The sequence below is a fragment of the Stenotrophomonas sp. GbtcB23 genome (assembly GCF_019091045.1).
In the GTDB taxonomy this organism is placed as follows: domain Bacteria; phylum Pseudomonadota; class Gammaproteobacteria; order Xanthomonadales; family Xanthomonadaceae; genus Stenotrophomonas; species Stenotrophomonas rhizophila_A.
Genome location: NZ_JAGXKC010000002.1, coordinates 85,293 through 101,881 on the forward strand (window position 1 = coordinate 85,293; position 16,589 = coordinate 101,881).

21 protein-coding genes are annotated in these 16,589 nt (G+C 67.5%); 3 read left to right on the forward strand and 18 right to left on the reverse strand.

Translation table 11 applies throughout. The features are described from left to right. Nucleotides 1-21: 21 nt before the first annotated feature. The 7 genes from hfq to rlmE form a co-directional block, all read right to left on the reverse strand. On the reverse strand, nucleotides 22-306 hold the full coding sequence (hfq, locus tag KVS69_RS01280; RefSeq protein ID WP_068850887.1) for an RNA chaperone Hfq: 285 nt from the start codon (nucleotides 304-306) through the stop codon (nucleotides 22-24). Between the two features lie 102 nt (nucleotides 307-408). Continuing rightward, nucleotides 409-1,362, reverse strand: coding sequence for a tRNA (adenosine(37)-N6)-dimethylallyltransferase MiaA (gene miaA, locus KVS69_RS01285; protein ID WP_217535975.1), 954 nt, complete (start codon nucleotides 1,360-1,362; stop codon nucleotides 409-411). Beyond that, entirely contained in the window at nucleotides 1,362-2,261 is a 900-nt protein-coding gene (gene folP, locus KVS69_RS01290) for a dihydropteroate synthase (RefSeq protein ID WP_217535977.1), read from the reverse strand. The genes miaA and folP overlap by 1 nt, the downstream gene beginning before the upstream one ends. Before the next feature lie 78 nt (nucleotides 2,262-2,339). Then, nucleotides 2,340-2,780 carry a hypothetical protein gene (locus tag KVS69_RS01295; protein ID WP_217535981.1) on the reverse strand — a complete coding sequence of 147 codons (441 nt, stop codon included), beginning with the start codon at nucleotides 2,778-2,780 and terminating at the stop codon, nucleotides 2,340-2,342. 143 nt (nucleotides 2,781-2,923) lie between these two features. After that, complete coding sequence (locus tag KVS69_RS01300; protein WP_068850876.1) at nucleotides 2,924-3,106, reverse strand: hypothetical protein; 183 nt, start codon at nucleotides 3,104-3,106, stop codon at nucleotides 2,924-2,926. A 108-nt stretch (nucleotides 3,107-3,214) separates the two neighbouring features. Then, nucleotides 3,215-5,158 (reverse strand): ATP-dependent zinc metalloprotease FtsH, encoded by a 1,944-nt coding sequence (gene ftsH, locus KVS69_RS01305; protein ID WP_068850873.1) that lies wholly within the window; start codon nucleotides 5,156-5,158, stop codon nucleotides 3,215-3,217. Between the two features lie 53 nt (nucleotides 5,159-5,211). Beyond that, nucleotides 5,212-5,844 (reverse strand): 23S rRNA (uridine(2552)-2'-O)-methyltransferase RlmE, encoded by a 633-nt coding sequence (gene rlmE / locus KVS69_RS01310; protein ID WP_068850870.1) that lies wholly within the window; start codon nucleotides 5,842-5,844, stop codon nucleotides 5,212-5,214. Nucleotides 5,845-5,909: 65 nt separating this feature from the next. Between rlmE and yhbY the strand changes: the two genes are divergently transcribed. Beyond that, nucleotides 5,910-6,215: a ribosome assembly RNA-binding protein YhbY gene (gene yhbY, locus KVS69_RS01315; RefSeq protein WP_068850867.1), complete on the forward strand. Its 306-nt coding sequence runs from the start codon at nucleotides 5,910-5,912 to the stop codon at nucleotides 6,213-6,215. 5 nt (nucleotides 6,216-6,220) lie between these two features. Continuing rightward, entirely contained in the window at nucleotides 6,221-6,616 is a 396-nt protein-coding gene (locus KVS69_RS01320) for an Mth938-like domain-containing protein (RefSeq protein WP_217535983.1), read from the forward strand. A gap of 89 nt (nucleotides 6,617-6,705) precedes the next feature. Here the strand turns inward: KVS69_RS01320 and KVS69_RS01325 are convergent, their stop codons facing one another. Genes KVS69_RS01325 through surE form a run of 4 tightly spaced genes read right to left on the reverse strand, consistent with a single transcriptional unit; the run spans nucleotide 6,706 to nucleotide 9,566 of the window. After that, a complete protein-coding gene (locus KVS69_RS01325) occupies nucleotides 6,706-7,482 on the reverse strand; it encodes a peptidoglycan DD-metalloendopeptidase family protein (protein ID WP_217535985.1) in 777 nt (258 codons plus the stop codon). Further along, the gene (locus tag KVS69_RS01330; RefSeq protein WP_068850859.1) at nucleotides 7,479-8,093 is read right to left on the reverse strand and encodes a DedA family protein; all 615 of its coding nucleotides are present in this window, start codon (nucleotides 8,091-8,093) and stop codon (nucleotides 7,479-7,481) included. The genes KVS69_RS01325 and KVS69_RS01330 overlap by 4 nt, the downstream gene beginning before the upstream one ends. 19 nt (nucleotides 8,094-8,112) lie before the next feature. Then, entirely contained in the window at nucleotides 8,113-8,790 is a 678-nt protein-coding gene (locus KVS69_RS01335; RefSeq protein WP_068850856.1) for a protein-L-isoaspartate(D-aspartate) O-methyltransferase, read from the reverse strand. After that, complete coding sequence (gene surE / locus KVS69_RS01340) at nucleotides 8,787-9,566, reverse strand: 5'/3'-nucleotidase SurE (RefSeq protein ID WP_184124344.1); 780 nt, start codon at nucleotides 9,564-9,566, stop codon at nucleotides 8,787-8,789. The genes KVS69_RS01335 and surE overlap by 4 nt, the downstream gene beginning before the upstream one ends. A 187-nt stretch (nucleotides 9,567-9,753) precedes the next feature. Here surE and KVS69_RS01345 point away from each other — a divergent pair, with 187 nt between their 5' ends. Further along, complete coding sequence (locus KVS69_RS01345) at nucleotides 9,754-10,293, forward strand: Smr/MutS family protein (RefSeq protein ID WP_217535986.1); 540 nt, start codon at nucleotides 9,754-9,756, stop codon at nucleotides 10,291-10,293. Between the two features lie 20 nt (nucleotides 10,294-10,313). Here KVS69_RS01345 and truD read toward each other — a convergent pair whose 3' ends face one another. From truD to KVS69_RS01380, 7 genes are all read right to left on the reverse strand, one after another. Further along, the gene (truD, locus tag KVS69_RS01350) at nucleotides 10,314-11,357 is read right to left on the reverse strand and encodes a tRNA pseudouridine(13) synthase TruD (RefSeq protein ID WP_210132266.1); all 1,044 of its coding nucleotides are present in this window, start codon (nucleotides 11,355-11,357) and stop codon (nucleotides 10,314-10,316) included. After that, nucleotides 11,354-11,848, reverse strand: coding sequence for a 2-C-methyl-D-erythritol 2,4-cyclodiphosphate synthase (gene ispF, locus KVS69_RS01355; RefSeq protein WP_095364046.1), 495 nt, complete (start codon nucleotides 11,846-11,848; stop codon nucleotides 11,354-11,356). Before ispF ends, truD begins: the two co-directional genes overlap by 4 nt. A gap of 37 nt (nucleotides 11,849-11,885) precedes the next feature. Further along, nucleotides 11,886-12,584, reverse strand: a complete 699-nt coding sequence (gene ispD, locus KVS69_RS01360; protein ID WP_093534104.1) for a 2-C-methyl-D-erythritol 4-phosphate cytidylyltransferase — start codon at nucleotides 12,582-12,584, stop codon at nucleotides 11,886-11,888. Then, a complete protein-coding gene (gene ftsB / locus KVS69_RS01365; protein WP_068850838.1) occupies nucleotides 12,581-12,931 on the reverse strand; it encodes a cell division protein FtsB in 351 nt (116 codons plus the stop codon). Before ftsB ends, ispD begins: the two co-directional genes overlap by 4 nt. 5 nt (nucleotides 12,932-12,936) lie before the next feature. Beyond that, nucleotides 12,937-14,226 (reverse strand): phosphopyruvate hydratase, encoded by a 1,290-nt coding sequence (eno, locus tag KVS69_RS01370; protein ID WP_217535987.1) that lies wholly within the window; start codon nucleotides 14,224-14,226, stop codon nucleotides 12,937-12,939. 119 nt (nucleotides 14,227-14,345) lie between these two features. Further along, entirely contained in the window at nucleotides 14,346-14,618 is a 273-nt protein-coding gene (locus tag KVS69_RS01375; RefSeq protein WP_249834053.1) for a hypothetical protein, read from the reverse strand. A gap of 77 nt (nucleotides 14,619-14,695) precedes the next feature. Next, complete coding sequence (locus tag KVS69_RS01380; protein ID WP_068850828.1) at nucleotides 14,696-16,360, reverse strand: CTP synthase; 1,665 nt, start codon at nucleotides 16,358-16,360, stop codon at nucleotides 14,696-14,698. Nucleotides 16,361-16,589: the final 229 nt, after the last annotated feature.

Consider the following 16,589-nt stretch of genomic DNA (forward strand, 5'->3'; position numbering starts at 1 on the left):
GCGTCTCCGCAGTTGCTTACTTCATTCAACGTCGTCTTCTTCCTGGGCGCCGTCGGCGCCACCTTCATTGGACTGCACATAGCCACCACCGGGGCCCACCCGGACGTTGCGTGCCGGCACCACGGTCGAAATGGCGTGCTTGTACACCATCTGGCTGACCGTATTGCGCAGCAGGACAACGAACTGGTCGAACGATTCGATCGTTCCCTGCAATTTGATGCCATTGACCAGATACACCGACACCGGCACGCGTTCGCGCCGAAGTGCATTCAGAAACGGATCCTGCAGCGATTGCCCCTTGGACATTGCACACTCCTCATTATTGTTTTTATGGTCTTCCGGCAACTGCCACGGCCCCCGCCACCGGAACCCCCGATGGTACACGGGCCAAGGGCAAGGCGCTGTGGCTCAACGGGCAACAAAGGCCGCTACGGCATCTGCCAGGGAATCCCCGTCTACATGGGGATCGAACCAGCGTGCATCAAGCTCGCCGCGCAGCCAGGTCAACTGGCGCTTGGCCAGCTGCCGGGTGGCCTGGATGGCCTTGTCGCGGAAGTCACGGGCACTGCCCTGCCCGTCCAGGAACTCCCAGGCCTGGCGATAGCCGACCGCCCGGACCGCCGGCAGGTCCAGCGGCGCCGCCACCGCCGCCATCTCCGGCAGAGCACGCAGTGCCCGCACCTCGTCCAGGAAACCCTGGGCGAGCATGTTGTCGAACCGGGTTTCGATGCGCTGGTGGAGCACGCTGCGCTCGCGCGGGGCCAGCACCAGCTTCAGGCAGCGCACTGGCAGCCGATCCACGCCGGGCAGCTTCTGCCATTCGCTGATCGGCGTGCCGGTGAGGCGATACACCTCCAGCGCGCGCTGGATGCGCTGCGGGTCGGTCGCATGGATGCGCGCTGCAGCGGCGGGGTCGATCCCGGCCAGCTCAGCATGCAGGGCGGGCCATCCGCGTTCAGCGGCCTCGGCACCAATCGCCACGCGGGTAGCCGGGTCGGCCGGCGGCATCGGCGACAGCCCCTGCAGCAGCGCGCGGAAGTACAAGCCGGTGCCGCCTGCCAGGATCGGCATGCGTCCGCGCGCGACGATGTCGGCCACCACGCGGCCGGCATCAACGGCGAATTCCGCCGCTGAATAGGTCTGCCACGGATCGCGCAGGTCGAGCAGGTGGTGTGGCGCCTGCGCGCGCTCGGCGGCATCGGGCTTGGCCGAGCCGATATCCAGCCCGCGATAGACCAGCGCCGAATCAACGCTGACGATCTCTCCGTCCAGCTGCCGCGCCAGTGCGATGGCGGTGGCGGTCTTGCCCGACGCGGTCGGGCCCATCACCGCGATCGCCAGCGGGCGCCGGTCGGCGCCCATCAGCCCTCGTCCGGCCAGCGCGGCATCGCCGGCGCGGCGTCCACCCGCGGCATCGGCACCGCATCGACCGCTGCCCACACTTTCAGGGCGTCCACGGTGGCGGCGACGTCGTGCACGCGCAGGATCGTCGCGCCGCGCTGGGCGGCGATCAGGTGCGCGGCGACCGAACCGGCCACGCGCTCGCGCGGCGCCTCGCGCCCGGTCAATTCGCCGATGCTGCGCTTGCGCGACAGCCCGGCCAGCATCGGCACGCCCAGTTCCAGGAAGCGCGCCGAGCGCGCCAGCAGGATCATGTTGTGGTCGGTGGTCTTGCCGAAGCCGAAGCCCAGGTCGATCACCAGGTTCTTCCTTGCAATGCCGGCCATCTCGGCCGAGAACATCCGATCGACCAGGAAGCGGTGCACCTCGGCCACGACGTCGTCGTAGTGCGGAGTGTCCTGCATGCTGCCGGGCTCGCCCTGCATGTGCATCAGCACCACCGGCACGCCCAGTTCGGCAGCGGCGGCCAAGGCCCCGTCCTGACGCAGCGCATGGATGTCGTTGATCATGCCGGCACCAGCGGTCACGGCCGCGCGCATCACCTCCGGCTTGAAGGTGTCGATGCTGATCGGCACCTGCGTCTGGCGCGCAAGCTGTTCGATCACCGGGACCACCCGGCGCAGCTCTTCTTCCAGTGGCACCGGTGCGGCACCGGGCCGGGTCGATTCACCGCCGATGTCGAGCAGGTCGGCGCCTTCGGCCACCAGTTGCAGTCCATGGGCGACTGCGGCTTCGGTATTGTCGTGCGCGCCGCCATCCGAGAACGAATCCGGGGTGACGTTGACGATGCCCATGACGCGCGGGCGGTCCAGCCGCAACACGCGGCCGGCGCAGTCCAGCTGGGGAGAAGTATCGAACATGGGCTTTCCACGAAATACGCCAGCGCCTAGTTTACGCCGGCGTACCCCGGTAACCTGCGGCCTGCGGGGTTTGGCGGGCTAGAAATCGCCCAGCTTGGCCTCGTCGGTCGGCTTGGCCAGCCATTCGGCGAGGTCGCTGCCGATGGCGGTGACAACCCGTTCCAGCACGTCGCAGGAGCCTTTGAACCCGCCGAATGCGCCGCCGCGGGAAACCCGTCGCGCGGTCACGGTGGCAACCTTCTGGCCGTCCTGCGTCAGCACGCCGCGCACGGTTGCCGACTTGAAGTGACCGCTGAAGGCGTTGCCGGCACTCTGTGCCTCCACCAGCTCCAGCTTCAGCGCCCGACCCGTGGAGACGGGCTGCGCATCGAACGCGATCGTATTGCCGAATTTCGGGGCGTTGCTGCCCAGCGAGGTTGCAAGCTGCGCCCCCATGCGGCATTCGGCCTTGATGTTATCGGCGATGTAAGCGGACTCCGAGAACGGAATCGGATCCTGCACGTGGATGGTGTCCGCCATGGCAGGCGTGGCAAGGCAGAGCAGCACGGCTGTCGCCGCGTACCGTGAGTGACGCATGGTATTCCCCCTGGAATGTTGGCCGCGGCTGCCTCATGCAACCGCGCCCGCGCATCGTGCCGATTGCCACGCAGCGGCGCAAGGGCTCAGCGGCGGCGGCGCTTGCGGTCGAGGTACAAGGTCTTGGCCACGCTCAGGCCGATGCCGATCACGATCCCTACGATGCCTCCGAGCAGGTAGTTTCCACTGAGCAGGCCTGCGGCGGCACCGACCACCGTGGCGATCACCATTTCCGTGGTGTGCGAGACCGGGGGCGGCGGCGTGGACATGGATACTCCGGGACAGGTGTGGGGCAAGCCACATTGTCGCCCGGATCGCCCGCGCCAGAAACGATGAAGGCCGGGTTTCCCCGGCCTCCATGCGTTACCTGTTCATCGTCAGAGCTGTTCGGCAGGCCCGGCGATCGGCGTCACCGGACGGGCGTCGCCGCCCTTGTCGTTGTTGTTGCTGCCACCGTCCTTGTTGGACTTGCCCCAGCCCATCGGCGGCGGCGGATCGCGGCCTTCCATGATGGCGTCGATCTGCGGCGCATCGATGGTCTCGTACTGCAGCAGCAGCTGGGACATCGTGTGCAGCTTGTCGAGGTTGGCCGTGACCAGCTCGGTGGTGCGGGCGTAGGCCTTGTCCAGGATGCTGCGCACCACTTCATCGATGCGGCGCGCGGTATCGTCGGACACGCTCTTGTGCTGGGTCACCGAACGGCCCAGGAACACCTCATCGTCCTCTTCGCCATAGGCGATCGGGCCGAGCTCGTCGGACAGGCCCCACTTGGTAACCATGTTGCGGGCCATCTTGGTGGCGCGTTCGATGTCGTTGGAGGCACCAGTGGTGACCTTGTCGGCGCCGAAGATCAGCTCCTCGGCGACGCGGCCGCCGTACAGCGAGCACAGCTGCGATTCGATCGCCACGCGGTTCATCGAGTACTTGTCGCCTTCCGGCAGGTACATGGTCACGCCCAGCGCGCGACCGCGCGGGATGATGGTGACCTTGTAGACCGGATCGTGCTCGGGCACCAGGCGGCCGACGATGGCGTGGCCGGCTTCGTGGTAGGCAGTGAGCGTCTTTTCTTCCTCGCTCATGGCCATCGAACGACGCTCGGCACCCATCAGGATCTTGTCGCGGGCACGGTCGAAGTGCTCCATGCGCACTTCCTTCTCGTTGCCGCGTGCGGCAAACAGCGCCGCCTCGTTGCACAGGTTGGCCAGGTCGGCGCCGGAGAAGCCCGGGGTACCGCGCGCGATCACCATCGGCTCGACATCGTCGGCCAGCGGCAGCTTGCGCATGTGCACCTTGAGGATCTGCTCACGGCCCTTGACGTCGGCCAGCCCGACCACGACCTGGCGGTCGAAGCGGCCCGGGCGCAGCAGCGCCGGGTCCAGCACGTCGGGACGGTTGGTGGCGGCAATGACGATCACGCCCTCGCCCCCCTCGAAGCCGTCCATTTCCACCAGCAGCTGGTTCAGGGTCTGCTCGCGCTCGTCATGACCGCCACCCAGGCCGGCACCGCGATGGCGGCCGACGGCGTCGATTTCGTCGATGAAGATGATGCACGGGGCCTGCTTCTTGGCCTGCTCGAACATGTCGCGCACGCGGCTGGCGCCGACGCCGACGAACATTTCCACGAAGTCCGAGCCGGAGATCGAGAAGAACGGAACCTTGGCTTCGCCGGCGATGGCACGGGCCAGCAGGGTCTTGCCGGTACCGGGCGGGCCGACCATCAGCACGCCGCGCGGGATCTTGCCGCCCAGCTTGGTGAACTTGGTCGGATCGCGCAGGAAGTCGACCAGTTCGCCGACCTCTTCCTTGGCTTCGTCGCAGCCGGCGACGTCGGCGAAGGTGACCTTGATCTGGTCTTCCCCCTGCAGCTTGGCGCGCGACTTGCCGAAGGACATCGCGCCCTTGGCACCGCCGCCACCGCCCTGCATCTGGCGCATGATGAACAACCAGAAGCCGATGATCAGGATCACCGGGAGGAAGTTCATCAGGATCGCGCCCAGCGAGATGCCGCTGGACGGCTCTTCCTGGACGATTTCCACGTTCTTGGCGCGCAGGATGTTGATCAGGTCGCGGTCCATCGGCGCGGTGATGGTGGCCGACTGGCCGCTGCGCGTGGTGTACGAGATCTGGTTGGTGCCGCTGCGCATGTCGCCGCTGAAGGTGACCTTCTGGACGTTGCCGCCATCCACCTGGTCCAGGAACTGCGAATACGTGGCGCCCTGGGCACCGGCGCCGCTGCTCTTTGGCGAGAAGCTCTGGAACACCACCATGAGCACCACGGCGACGACCACCCATAGCAGGAGGTTCTTGGTCAAGTCGTTCATCCTCATTGGCTCCGGTGTTCCTCTAATGCCTGACGCAATTGGTATGGTTGAGCTTACTTGATCTGGGTGCGTTTGCCCTGCCCCAAGGCATACACCTCGGGCGAGCGCTTCCGGGACGCTTCAGGCTTGCGGATCACGACCTTGTCGTACCGGCGGCGCATCTCGCGCACGTAGTCGTCAAAGCCCACGCCCTGGAACAACTTGATCAGGAACGCGCCACCCGGCTTGAGATGGTTGTCGGCAAAATCCAGCGCCAACTCCGCCAGGTGCATCATCCGCGGCTGGTCTACCGCGTCCATACCACTTTTATTGGGGGCCATATCCGAGAGCACAAGGTCTACCGGCTGGTCCCCGAGCATGGCTTCAAACTGCGATAGGACGGCCTGCTCCCTGAAGTCCCCGTGAAGGAACTCCACCCCGGCCAGCGGCGGCATCTCCAGGATGTCCAGGGCCAGCACCCTTCCGGTGTCGCCGATCTGGCGCCGGACCTGCTGGGACCAGCCCCCCGGGGCGGCGCCCAGGTCGACCACGACCATATGCGGCTTCAGCAGCCGGTCACGCGCGAGCAGCTCCTCCAGCTTGTAAGCCGCGCGCGAGCGCATGCCCTCGGCCTGGGCCTTCTTCACAAAGGGGTCGGCGAAGTGTTCTTTCAACCAGCGTTGGCTGCTCTTGCTGCGGGAAACCATTGGAGATAGGGCCGGACGGGGTGGTCATGATACCCTGATCGCCCCAGTTAACCGCTTGTTCCTGAATGTCTATTGTCCTGACCTCCTCCCAGACCCGCTTCCTCCGCGGCCAAGCCCATGGTCTGAACGCCCTGCTGCAGATCGGCGGCAAGGGGGTCACGCCGGCCTTCCTGGCCGAGCTGAACGAGGTGCTGGAGCGCCACGAACTGATCAAGGTGAAGGTGGCCGCGGAAGACCGCGATGCACGCGACGCCATGATCGCCGAGCTGGTGCAGGCCTCCGACAGTGCGCTGGTGCAGCGCATCGGCCACGTGGCCGTGCTCTACCGCCCCAGCAAGGAACAGCGCCAGATCGTGCTTCCGCGCGGCTGATCGCCATGCAGCTGAACCACGAAATCCCGGATTTCGCCTATGCGTTCCGCATCGTCGGCGCCGACTCGGTGGTGTTCGAAGACCGCGTGAACGCCGGCACCCGGCGGGTGGTGAAGAGCTTCATCGTCACCCCGCAGGCATTGCTGGAAGATTGGCCGGCACCCGACAGCGTCAAGGAGCTGACCCCGGACCACCTGGCCACGGTGCTGGCCCAGCAGCCGGAACTGGTCATCCTTGGAACGGGGGAAAAGCAGCAATTCCCATCCGCGGCGGTCATGGGGGCCTGTCTGACCCGCAACATCGGCATTGAGGTCATGGACAACGGAGCAGCCGCCAGGACATTCAACCTGCTCGCAGGTGAAGGCCGCAACGTAGCGGCGGCGATCCTCCTGCCGGGCTGAAATCAAGTGATTACGTTCAGAAAAGGCTGCCGTTGGCAGCCTTTTTTGTGGGTTCGGCCACGGTAGCCACGCCCTGCGTGGCTGCGCGATCACTTGGGGGGCAGGTACAACAGCGGGTCGACCGGCTTGCCGTTGTAGCGGATCTCGAAGTGCAGCATGTCGCGGGTGGTACCGGTGCGGCCCATCTCGGCGATCTGCTCGCCGGCCTTCACGCTCTGGCCTTCGTTGACCAGCCGCTTGCGGTTGTGGCCGTAGGCCGACAACCACTGATCGTTGTGCTTGATGATGATCAGCTCACCGAAGCCGACCAGCCCGGCACCGGAATAGACCACCACGCCCGACGCGGTGGCGCGTACCGGCTGGCCGCTGCTGCCGGCGATATCCACGCCCTGCTTGGTGACATCGGCGCCGACGAAGCGGCCCACGAGCGCACCATCGGCCGGCCAGCGCCAGTCGATGTTGCTCTTGATGGCGGTGGTCGGCGACGGGGTCGGCGCAGGCGCAGGCGTCGAACCGGTGCCCGGGCGCGGCGCGGTCACCACGGTGGTCGGCGCGCGGCCCGGGCTGCTGCCGGGGTACAGGCGGATGACCTGCCCGGGATAGATGGTGTACGGCTCGCCCAGCCCGTTCCAGGCGGCCAGGTCGCGCGGGGTGATGTTGTGGATGCGTGCCAGCGCGTAAAGGGTGTCGCCACGGCGCACCACGGCGGTCTGCCCCGGCTTGGCTACCGACGTCTGCGGCGTGGTATGCGTGGTGCGCCCGCCGGACGGCTTGACCACCGTGGCGGTGCCGCAGGCACTCAGGGTGGACACCACCAGCAGCAGGGCGGTCAGCCGTGTGGCCCCGCGCATACGATCAGCACTCATGCGAACTTCGCTCTCCAGACAAGCCAGGCCACCAGACCCACCACCAGGACGGTGGCAATCCAGCCCAGCGGTTCAATCCAACGCCGCAGCGCGGCTTCGGCGCGCGCCCCGCCAATGCGGATGACGGCCGCCAGCACGTACACGCGCTTGCCCCGCCCGATCAACATGCTCAGGAAGTACTGCGGCAGCGGCACCCCGACGATACCCGATGCCCACGTGAAGACCTTCATCGGGATGGGCATGAAGCCGCCCAGCACCAGGAAAGTGAACACCGCCCACGGGGATTCGGCCATCTTGGCCTGCACGATGGCGATGCCGCCTTCGATGCTGGTCAGCATGCCCATCGCCGCGAACAGCGGCTTGACCGCTTCAAACGCGTAGTGGCCCAGCGCATAGCCGACCAGCGCACCGGCCATCGAGCCGGCCAGACTGAGCGTGGCGAACCACCAGCCGCGCTTGGGTTGGGCCACGCACATCGGTGCCAGCATCACTTCGGGCATCACCGGGAAGATGATCGCCTCGATGAAGCTGAGCACCGTCAGGTAGGTCGGGGCGCGCTCATGCGCGGCCCACTTCATCGCCCGCTCGTACAGCGGACCAAAAATCTTCATGACGCAACGCTCCTTGGAATCAGTCCAGCATGCCAGACAGCAGCGGCACGAACGTGACCGGTGCCAGTACCTGCTGTTCAACGCTGCCGTCGTCGCGGCGGGTCAGCTGGATCAGCGACTGCGCCCCTGCCCCACCGACCGGCGCGACCAGGCGCCCGCCCACGGCCAGCTGCTCGACCAGCGCATCGACCAGCGCCGGCGCGGCCGCGGTCACCACGATGGCGTCGAACGGCCCGTGTTCGGCCCAGCCGATGCGGCCATCGTCGTGCTTGCTGCGGATGTTCATGCCCAGCGCACGGAAGCGCTTGCGCGCCTGGCGCAGCAGGTCGCCGATGCGCTCGACGGTGTAGACCTCCAGCCCCAGCGCACCGAGTACGGCGGCCTGGTAGCCCGAGCCGGTGCCCACTTCCAGCACCTTCTTGGGCGCCGACTGCAGCACCGCTTCGGTCATCCGCGCCACCACCCACGGCTGGGAGATGGTCTGGCCGTGGCCGATCGGCAGTGCGGTGTCTTCGTAGGCGCGCGAGGCCAGCGCCTCGTCGATGAACAGATGCCGCGGCACCACCCGGATCGCATTGAGGGTGGCTTCGTCGGCAATGCCGCTCTCGCGCAGGCGTTCGACCAGGCGGTCGCGCACGCGCTGGGAGGTCATGCCAATCCCGACCGCTTCGGGCTGCAGGCGCAGGCGCTGGCTCATGCCGGCCGGTCCAGCGCGGCGGTCAGCCCGCCTACCCAGCTGGCGACCTTCTCCAGTGCCTGGTAGCGGGTCAGGTCGACCTGGATCGGCGTGATCGAGATGAATCCGTTGCGCACGGCATGGAAGTCCGTGCCCGGGCCCGAATCCTGTTCGCGGCCGGCCGGGCCGATCCAGAACACTTCATTGCCGCGCGGGTCGCGCTGGGCAATGCAGCCTTCGGCACGGTGGCGGTTGCCCAGCCGGGTCACTTCGAAGCCACGCACCTCCGCCCACGGCAGGTCAGGCACGTTGACGTTGAGGATGGTGTCGGCCGGCAGCGGGTCGGCCTTGAGCCGGGTGACGATCTCCACCGCGGCACGCGCGGCGGTTTCAAAATTGCGCGGGTCGTGGTTGTGGGTGACCAGCGACATCGCCACCGCCGGGAGGCCGAGGAAACGCCCTTCCATCGCCGCCGACACGGTCCCGGAGTAGATGACGTCATCGCCCAGGTTGGCTGCGTTGTTGATGCCCGACACCACGATGTCCGGGTCGTATTCGAGCAGGCCGGTCAGCGCCAGGTGCACGCAGTCGGTCGGGGTGCCGGCTACCGAACAGGTGTAGTGGTCGATGCGCTTGACCCGCACCGGCAGGTCCAGGGTCAGCGAGTTGCTGGCGCCGGAGCGGTCGCGGTCGGGGGCAACCACCATCACTTCGTGGCCGGCCTCGCGCAGCACGGAGGCGAGCATCCTGATGCCGGGGGCATCGACGCCGTCGTCGTTGCTGACCAGGATCCGCATCTGGGTTTTAACCGCTTGATTGTTCAAGACTTCATTTCCATCACTTTCCAGCGTTGGCGGGGCCGGCCTTCACCCGTTTCGGGATCACCGACCGCGCAAGTGCGTCAGCTATTGTGCCGCAAGCGGGCAGATCGGCCTACCCCGGCGGGAGGTAGGCACGGTCGATTCAGGGCATTAGGCTGTACGCATGTCACATCCTGAAGACGAAGATCCGGCCGCACTGTTCCGCGCCGCCATCGGCGAGGTCACGCCGCTGCGCAAACCGGTGGCTGCGCCACCGGCGACACCCCGACCGAAGCCGCGTGCGCGCATGGCCGAACAGGACGAGGACGCCGCGCGCGGGGAATTCGCCCGGCTGCTTCGCGACAGCAGCCCGCTGGAGGCCGGCGACACCGCCAGCTACCGGCGCGAGAACCTGCCGGCACGGATGTTCCAGCGGCTCAAGCGCGGGCAGTATTCGGTGCAGGACGAGCTGGACCTGCACGGTGCCACGGTGGCCCAGGCGGAGACGCTGCTGCGCCAGTTCCTGCTGGAAGCGCATGCGCACGAGCACGGCTGCGTGCGCATCATCCACGGCAAGGGGCTGCAGTCCGATGGCGGTGCACCGGTGTTGAAGAACCTGGTGGACCGGCTGCTGCGCCAGCGCAATGACGTGCTGGCGTTTCATTCGGCGCCCGCCGGGCAAGGCGGGACCGGGGCGGTGTTGGTGCTGTTGGCGAACAGGTGATCGCCTGCATCACGTAGAAATCAATCGTTCGACGAAGCGCTGCTGGCGTCGTCCACCGGACCCAGCTCGTGCAGCACGGCGGTGGCATAACACCCCGGCGGCAGCGCGAAGGTCAGCTCGAGCACATCGGCTTCCAGCCAGCGATGCTGCAGGTTGGCCGGGCGCAACCGCAACGCGCGGCGCTCCTGCTTCAGGCGCGCGCCTTCCAGCCCGGTGCGCAGCTGCAGCGACTGCTCGTCGCTGATCGCGCCCAGCTCCAGCGCGGCGGCGGCGCCGCTGCTGCGCAGCTCACCCTCGCCCCACAGCGGACCGCTGGGATGGATGTCGAAGCGGCCCAACCGATCCGCCAGCAGGTCGGTCCACGGTTCGGGACCGAACACGCTGCGGCTGCCATCGAGCATCCACACTTCACCCTCCAGCGGGCTGTCCCAGTTGCCCTGCGCCACGCGCTCGGCCAGCACCTGGTTGAACAGCGCCGAGCGCGCGGCCGAAAGCAGCAGCGAGCGCTGGTCGGGGCGCACGCGGCGGCCGCCAAACATGGCCAGTGCGGCCGGCACGTTGCCGCCATCGCGGCCGAAGCGCTGCTCGCCGAACCAGTTCGGCAGGCCACGCGCGGCGATCAGCGACAGCCGCTCGTCGATCGCCTTCGCCTCGCCCTGCACGCTGCGCAGCACCAGCCGGAACCGGTTGCCGGCCAGCGCGCCGCGCTGGAGCTTGCGGTTGTGCCAGGTGGACTCGACCACCTCCACTTCATCCGAGGCCAGCAGCGCGATGTCCGGCGCGATGCGCTTGGGCAGGTGCACGCTGAAGCGCTGGGTGGTGACCGCATGCCGGTCCTTCATGCCGGCATAACTGACCGCCATGTCCGGCAGCCCCGCCCACTTCGCCAGCAGCTTGGCCACATGCACGGTGTTGGCACCACGCTTGCGGATCGTCAGCAGCAGGTGCTCGCCTTCCCCGGTGGGCTCGAACGCCGGCAGTTCGTCCACCTGGAAATCCTCCGGGGCGGTGCGGATGTCGGCGCGCAGCAGCGGCTCGCCGAAGGCCAGCGGCAAGGGGATCACAGTGCCACCAACAGCACGACGGCCTGGGCAGCGATTCCCTCGCCGCGCCCGGTGAAACCGAGCTTCTCGGAGGTGGTGGCCTTGACGCTCACCGCATCCAGCGCAATGCCAAGCAGTCCGGCAATGCGCTCGCGCATGGCCAAGGCATGCGGGCCGACCTTGGGCCGCTCGCAGATCACGGTGATGTCGGTGTTGCCGACCTGCCAGCCGCGTTCGCGCAGCAGGCTGTTGCAGTGGTCGAGGAAGCGGCTGCTGTCGGCATCCTTCCAGCGCATGTCCGACGGCGGGAAGTGCTGGCCGATGTCGCCGAGCGACAGCGCACCCAGCATGGCATCGCACAGGGCGTGCAGGATCACATCGCCATCGCTGTGCGCCAGCACGCCACAGCTGTGCGCCACGCGCACGCCGCCCAGCATGATGTGGTCGCCCTCGCCGAAGGCGTGGACGTCATAACCCTGCCCGATGCGGACCGGAGGAAACGGGGTGTTCATGGCAAAAAACCTGCGGTGATGGCCGGCGCGGACGGGCTCAGGAGCCGCGGCGCGACAGCTCGAATTCGAATCGGGACAGATCGGCCGGGGTGGTGACCTTGAAGTTGTCCTCGTTGCCCTCGACCAGCAACGGGCGCAGGCCCTGGCGCTCCATCGCCATGGCGTCGTCGGTGACGTCCACGCCGGCGGCGGCCGCGTCCTGCAGCGCGCGGGCCAGCTGGTGGCGGCGGAACAGCTGCGGGGTCAGCGCGCGCCACAGGCGCGCACGCGGCTCGGTGCCATCAATGCCGCCGTCGTCGCCGGCACGCTTGAGGGTATCGCGCACCGGCGCGGCCAGGATCGCGCCGACCGGATCGGCACGCCCCACTTCCAGCAGGCGACCGAGGTCGGCTGCGGCCAGGTTCGGCCGTGCGGCATCGTGGACCAGCACGAAATCGTCGGCCCGCACGCTGTCAGGCAGCGCCTGCAGGCCGGCCAGCACCGAGGCAGCGCGGGTCGCCCCGCCGGTGCAGGTCAGGATCGGTTTGTCGGCCAACGACTGCCAGCCCGGCCAGTCGACATCGTTCTCGGCGATGACCACCATCACCCCGGCCACGACCGGGTGTGACAGCAGGGCTTCCAGGGTGTGCGCCAACAGCACCCGGTCGCCTGCGACCAGGTACTGCTTGGGCGTGTCGCTGCCGAAGCGGGTACCTCGGCCCGCGGCCGGAACCACGGCCCAGACACTGCCCATCAGGGCACGTCCGGGTGTGGCGCGTTCGGGTCGGCGGCCAGCGCCGGCGCACGCGGCGCCGCCACCGGTGCGTTCTCGACCACGCGGTAGAACTTCTCACCGGGCTTGATCATGCCCAGCTCGCTGCGCGCGCGCTCTTCGATGGCGGCCTCGCCTTCCTTGAGGTCCTTGACCTCGGCCGCCAGCGCATCATTGCGCTGTTGCAGGCCGGCGTTGTCGCGCTTCTGGGATTCGACCTGGGCTTCGAGCGACATCACTTCTCCCGAATTGCCCGGGCCGAACCAGAAGCGGTACTGCAGCCATGCCAGCAGTACCGCGAGCACCAGCAGCAGCCAGCGCCAGTTGCGCATGCGGATCAGCGCTTCAGCGACACGAACGCGTCACGCCCGGCGTAACGCGCGCCGGCACCAAGGGCTTCCTCGATGCGCAGCAGCTGGTTGTACTTGGCCACGCGGTCGCTGCGGCACAGCGAGCCGGTCTTGATCTGGGTGGCGGTGGTGGCCACGGCGATGTCGGCGATGGTGGTGTCTTCGGTTTCGCCCGAACGGTGCGAGACCACCGCAGCGTAGTTGGCGTGGTGCGCCATGGCGATCGCTTCCAGGGTCTCGGTCAGGGTGCCGATCTGGTTGACCTTGATCAGGATCGCGTTGGCGGTGCCGGACTCGATGCCTTCCTTGAAGATCTTCGGGTTGGTCACGAACAGGTCGTCGCCGACCAGCTGCACCTTCTTGCCGATGCCGTCGGTAAGCAGCTTCCAGCCGGCCCAGTCGTTCTCGGCCAGGCCGTCTTCGATGGTGATGATCGGGTACTGGGCGGCCCAGTCGGCCAGGAAGTCGACGAACTGCTCGGAGGTCAGGCGCTTGTTCTCGCCCACCAGGTTGTACTTGCCGTTCTCGTAGAACTCGCTGGAGGCCACATCCAGGCCCAGCAGCACGTCTTCGCCGGCGGTGTAGCCGGCCTTGCCGATCGCCTCGAGGATGGTGTCGAGCGCTTCGACGTTGCTGCGGAAGTCCGGCGCGAAGCCGCCTTCGTCGCCCACCGCCGTGCTCAGGCCGTGGCCCTTGAGCACCGACTTGAGCGAATGGAAGATTTCGGTACCGGCGCGCAGCGCTTCGGAGAACGAGGTGAAGCCGACCGGCAGCACCATGAATTCCTGGAAGTCGACGTTGTTGTCGGCATGCGCGCCGCCGTTGATGATGTTCATCATCGGCACCGGCAGGCTCACATCGGTGCTGCCCTTGGACAGGTACTGCCACAGCGCCTGCTTGTTGGCGGCAGCGGCGGCATGGGCATTGGCCATGGACACGGCCAGCAGTGCGTTCGCGCCCAGGCGGCCCTTGTTCTCGGTGCCATCCAGGTCGATCAGGCGCCGGTCGAGGCCTTCCTGGTCGGCCGCGTCGAACCCCTTCAGCGCGGAGGCGATGGTGGTGTTGACGTTGTTGACGGCGTTGCGCACGCCCTTGCCCAGGTAACGGGTCTTGTCGCCATCACGCAGCTCGACCGCTTCCTTGGTGCCGGTGGAGGCACCCGACGGCACGGCGGCACGGCCGAACGAGCCGTCCTCCAGGGTGACTTCGGCTTCCAGCGTGGGGTTGCCACGGCTGTCGAGGATTTCACGGGCGTGGATGCTGCGGATCGTGGTCATAGCGGGCCGGTTACCAGTCAGAAAGGGGGAACGCCAAAAATCAATGCGTTGAAACGTGCCGCGTGATTATCCCCACCTGCCCCCCGCTTGCCAAATCCGCGCGCGGAAAGCGTTCGGGGCTACAGCAGGGAGGGCAGCAGCAGCACCAGCAACAGCAGGCCCAGCAGGCCCAGCGCGGCGCCGCCACCGGCCGGCTGGCGGCGCAGGCGCAACGCCAGCACGCCGGCCAGCACGGTGCCCAGCGCGCAGGTTGCGCCCAGCGCCAGGGTCAGGTTGATGGGCGTGGCGACGGCCTGGATGGCATGGCTGCCGTCACCGGGCGAACCCACTGCGGAAAACACCAGCACCATGAGCACGAACGCGCAGCCCCAGCTGGCTGTCGACAGGACCAACGCTGCCCAGCCCCAGGGCCACGCCCGCCAGTGGCGGCGCTGGCGACGGGCCAGCTGCGCCGCCCACGGGTCCTGGCTCAGGCGCTTGCTTCCTGCAGCAGCGCGCCGCCGGCCTTGCGCTCACGCGCGGCACGGATGAAGCCGATGAACAGCGGGTGGCCATCGCGCGGGGTGGACAGGAATTCCGGGTGCGCCTGGCAGGCCAGGAACCACGGATGCTGGTCGCGCGAGAGTTCCACCACTTCCACCAGGGTGTCGTCCATCGATTTGCCGGCAATCACCAGGCCGGCATCTTCCAGCTGGGTGCGGTAGCGGTTGTTGAACTCGTAGCGGTGACGATGGCGCTCGGACACCACGTCCTTGCCGTACAGCTCGCGGGCCAGCGTGCCGGGCTTCAGGCGCTGCTCCTGCAGGCCCAGGCGCATGGTGCCGCCGAGATCGCTCTTGTCATCGCGCTTTTCCACATCGCCGGTGGCGGTGCGCCATTCGGTGATCAGGCCGATCACCGGGTTGGGCGACTGGCGGTCGTTCTCGGTGCTGTTGGCACCCTCCAGGCCGACCACGTTGCGGGCGAAATCGACCACGGCGGCCTGCATGCCGTAGCAGATGCCGAAATACGGCAGCTGCTGTTCACGGGCGAACTGCGAGGTGAGCACCTTGCCCTCGAAGCCACGGTCGCCGAAGCCACCCGGCACCAGGATGCCATCGACATCCTTCAGTGCCGCCATGTCGGTGCCTTCCAGGTCCTGCGCTTCGAGCCACTTCAGGTTGACCCTGGTGCGCTGGCGCAGGCCGCCGTGCTTGAGCGCTTCGCCCACCGACTTGTAGGCGTCCTGGTGGTCGACGTACTTGCCGACCACGGCGATGGTGACTTCATCCACCGGGTGCAGGGTGGCATCCAGCGCGGCTTCCCATTCGTGCAGGTCGGCTGGACCGGCCTTGTCGCCGAGCTTGAGCTGGTTGATGACGATCTCGTCCAGGCCCTGGGCGTGCAGGCCCATCGGAATGCGGTACAGCACGTCGACGTCAGGCACGCTGATCACGGCGCGCTCGGACACGTTGGTGAACTGGGCGATCTTGCGGCGCTCGGAGTCGGGCACCGGCTGCTCGGAACGGCACAGCAGCACGTCGGGCTGGATGCCGATCGAGCGCAGTTCCTTGACCGAGTGCTGGGTCGGCTTGGTCTTCAGCTCACCGGCGGCGGCGATGTACGGCACCAGGGTGAGGTGCATGAACAGGGCCTTCTCCGGGCCGCGCTCGGTGCGCACCTGGCGGATGGCTTCCAGGAACGGCAGGGATTCGATGTCGCCCACGGTGCCGCCGATTTCCACCAGCGCCACGTCGAAGCCTTCGGTGGCTTCGTCCATGCAGCGGCGGATCTCGTCGGTGATGTGCGGGATGACCTGCACGGTGGCGCCCAGGTAGTCGCCACGGCGCTCCTTGCGGATCACGTTCTCGTAGATGCGGCCGGTGGTGACCGAGTTCTTGCGGCTCAATCGGGTGCGCACGAAGCGCTCGTAGTGGCCCAGGTCCAGGTCGGTCTCGGCGCCATCGTCGGTGACATACACCTCGCCGTGCTGGAACGGGCTCATGGTGCCCGGGTCGACGTTGATGTACGGGTCGAGCTTCATCATCGTGACCTTCAGGCCACGGGCTTCGAGGATGGAGGCGAGCGAGGCGGCGGCAATGCCTTTGCCGAGCGAGGAAACCACGCCGCCGGTTACGAAGATCAAGGGAGTCATGGCTGGGGGTGTCCTGTCAGGAAGGGGGAAACGGCGCCGGCGCGCGGGGCGGCGGACGACGTGAAGGGGGAATCGGGGAGGATCCGGGCGGCGGCGGCGGGATGTTCACGCGCCAGGGCCGGGATCAGGGGAGCGATGACGTGGCGGCCGGTCGGCGAGGTCGGGTCGGCCGTGCCGGTCGCCGTTGGGACCGTCACCTCCTGCCTACCCTGCTGGCGGCCGCGCACGA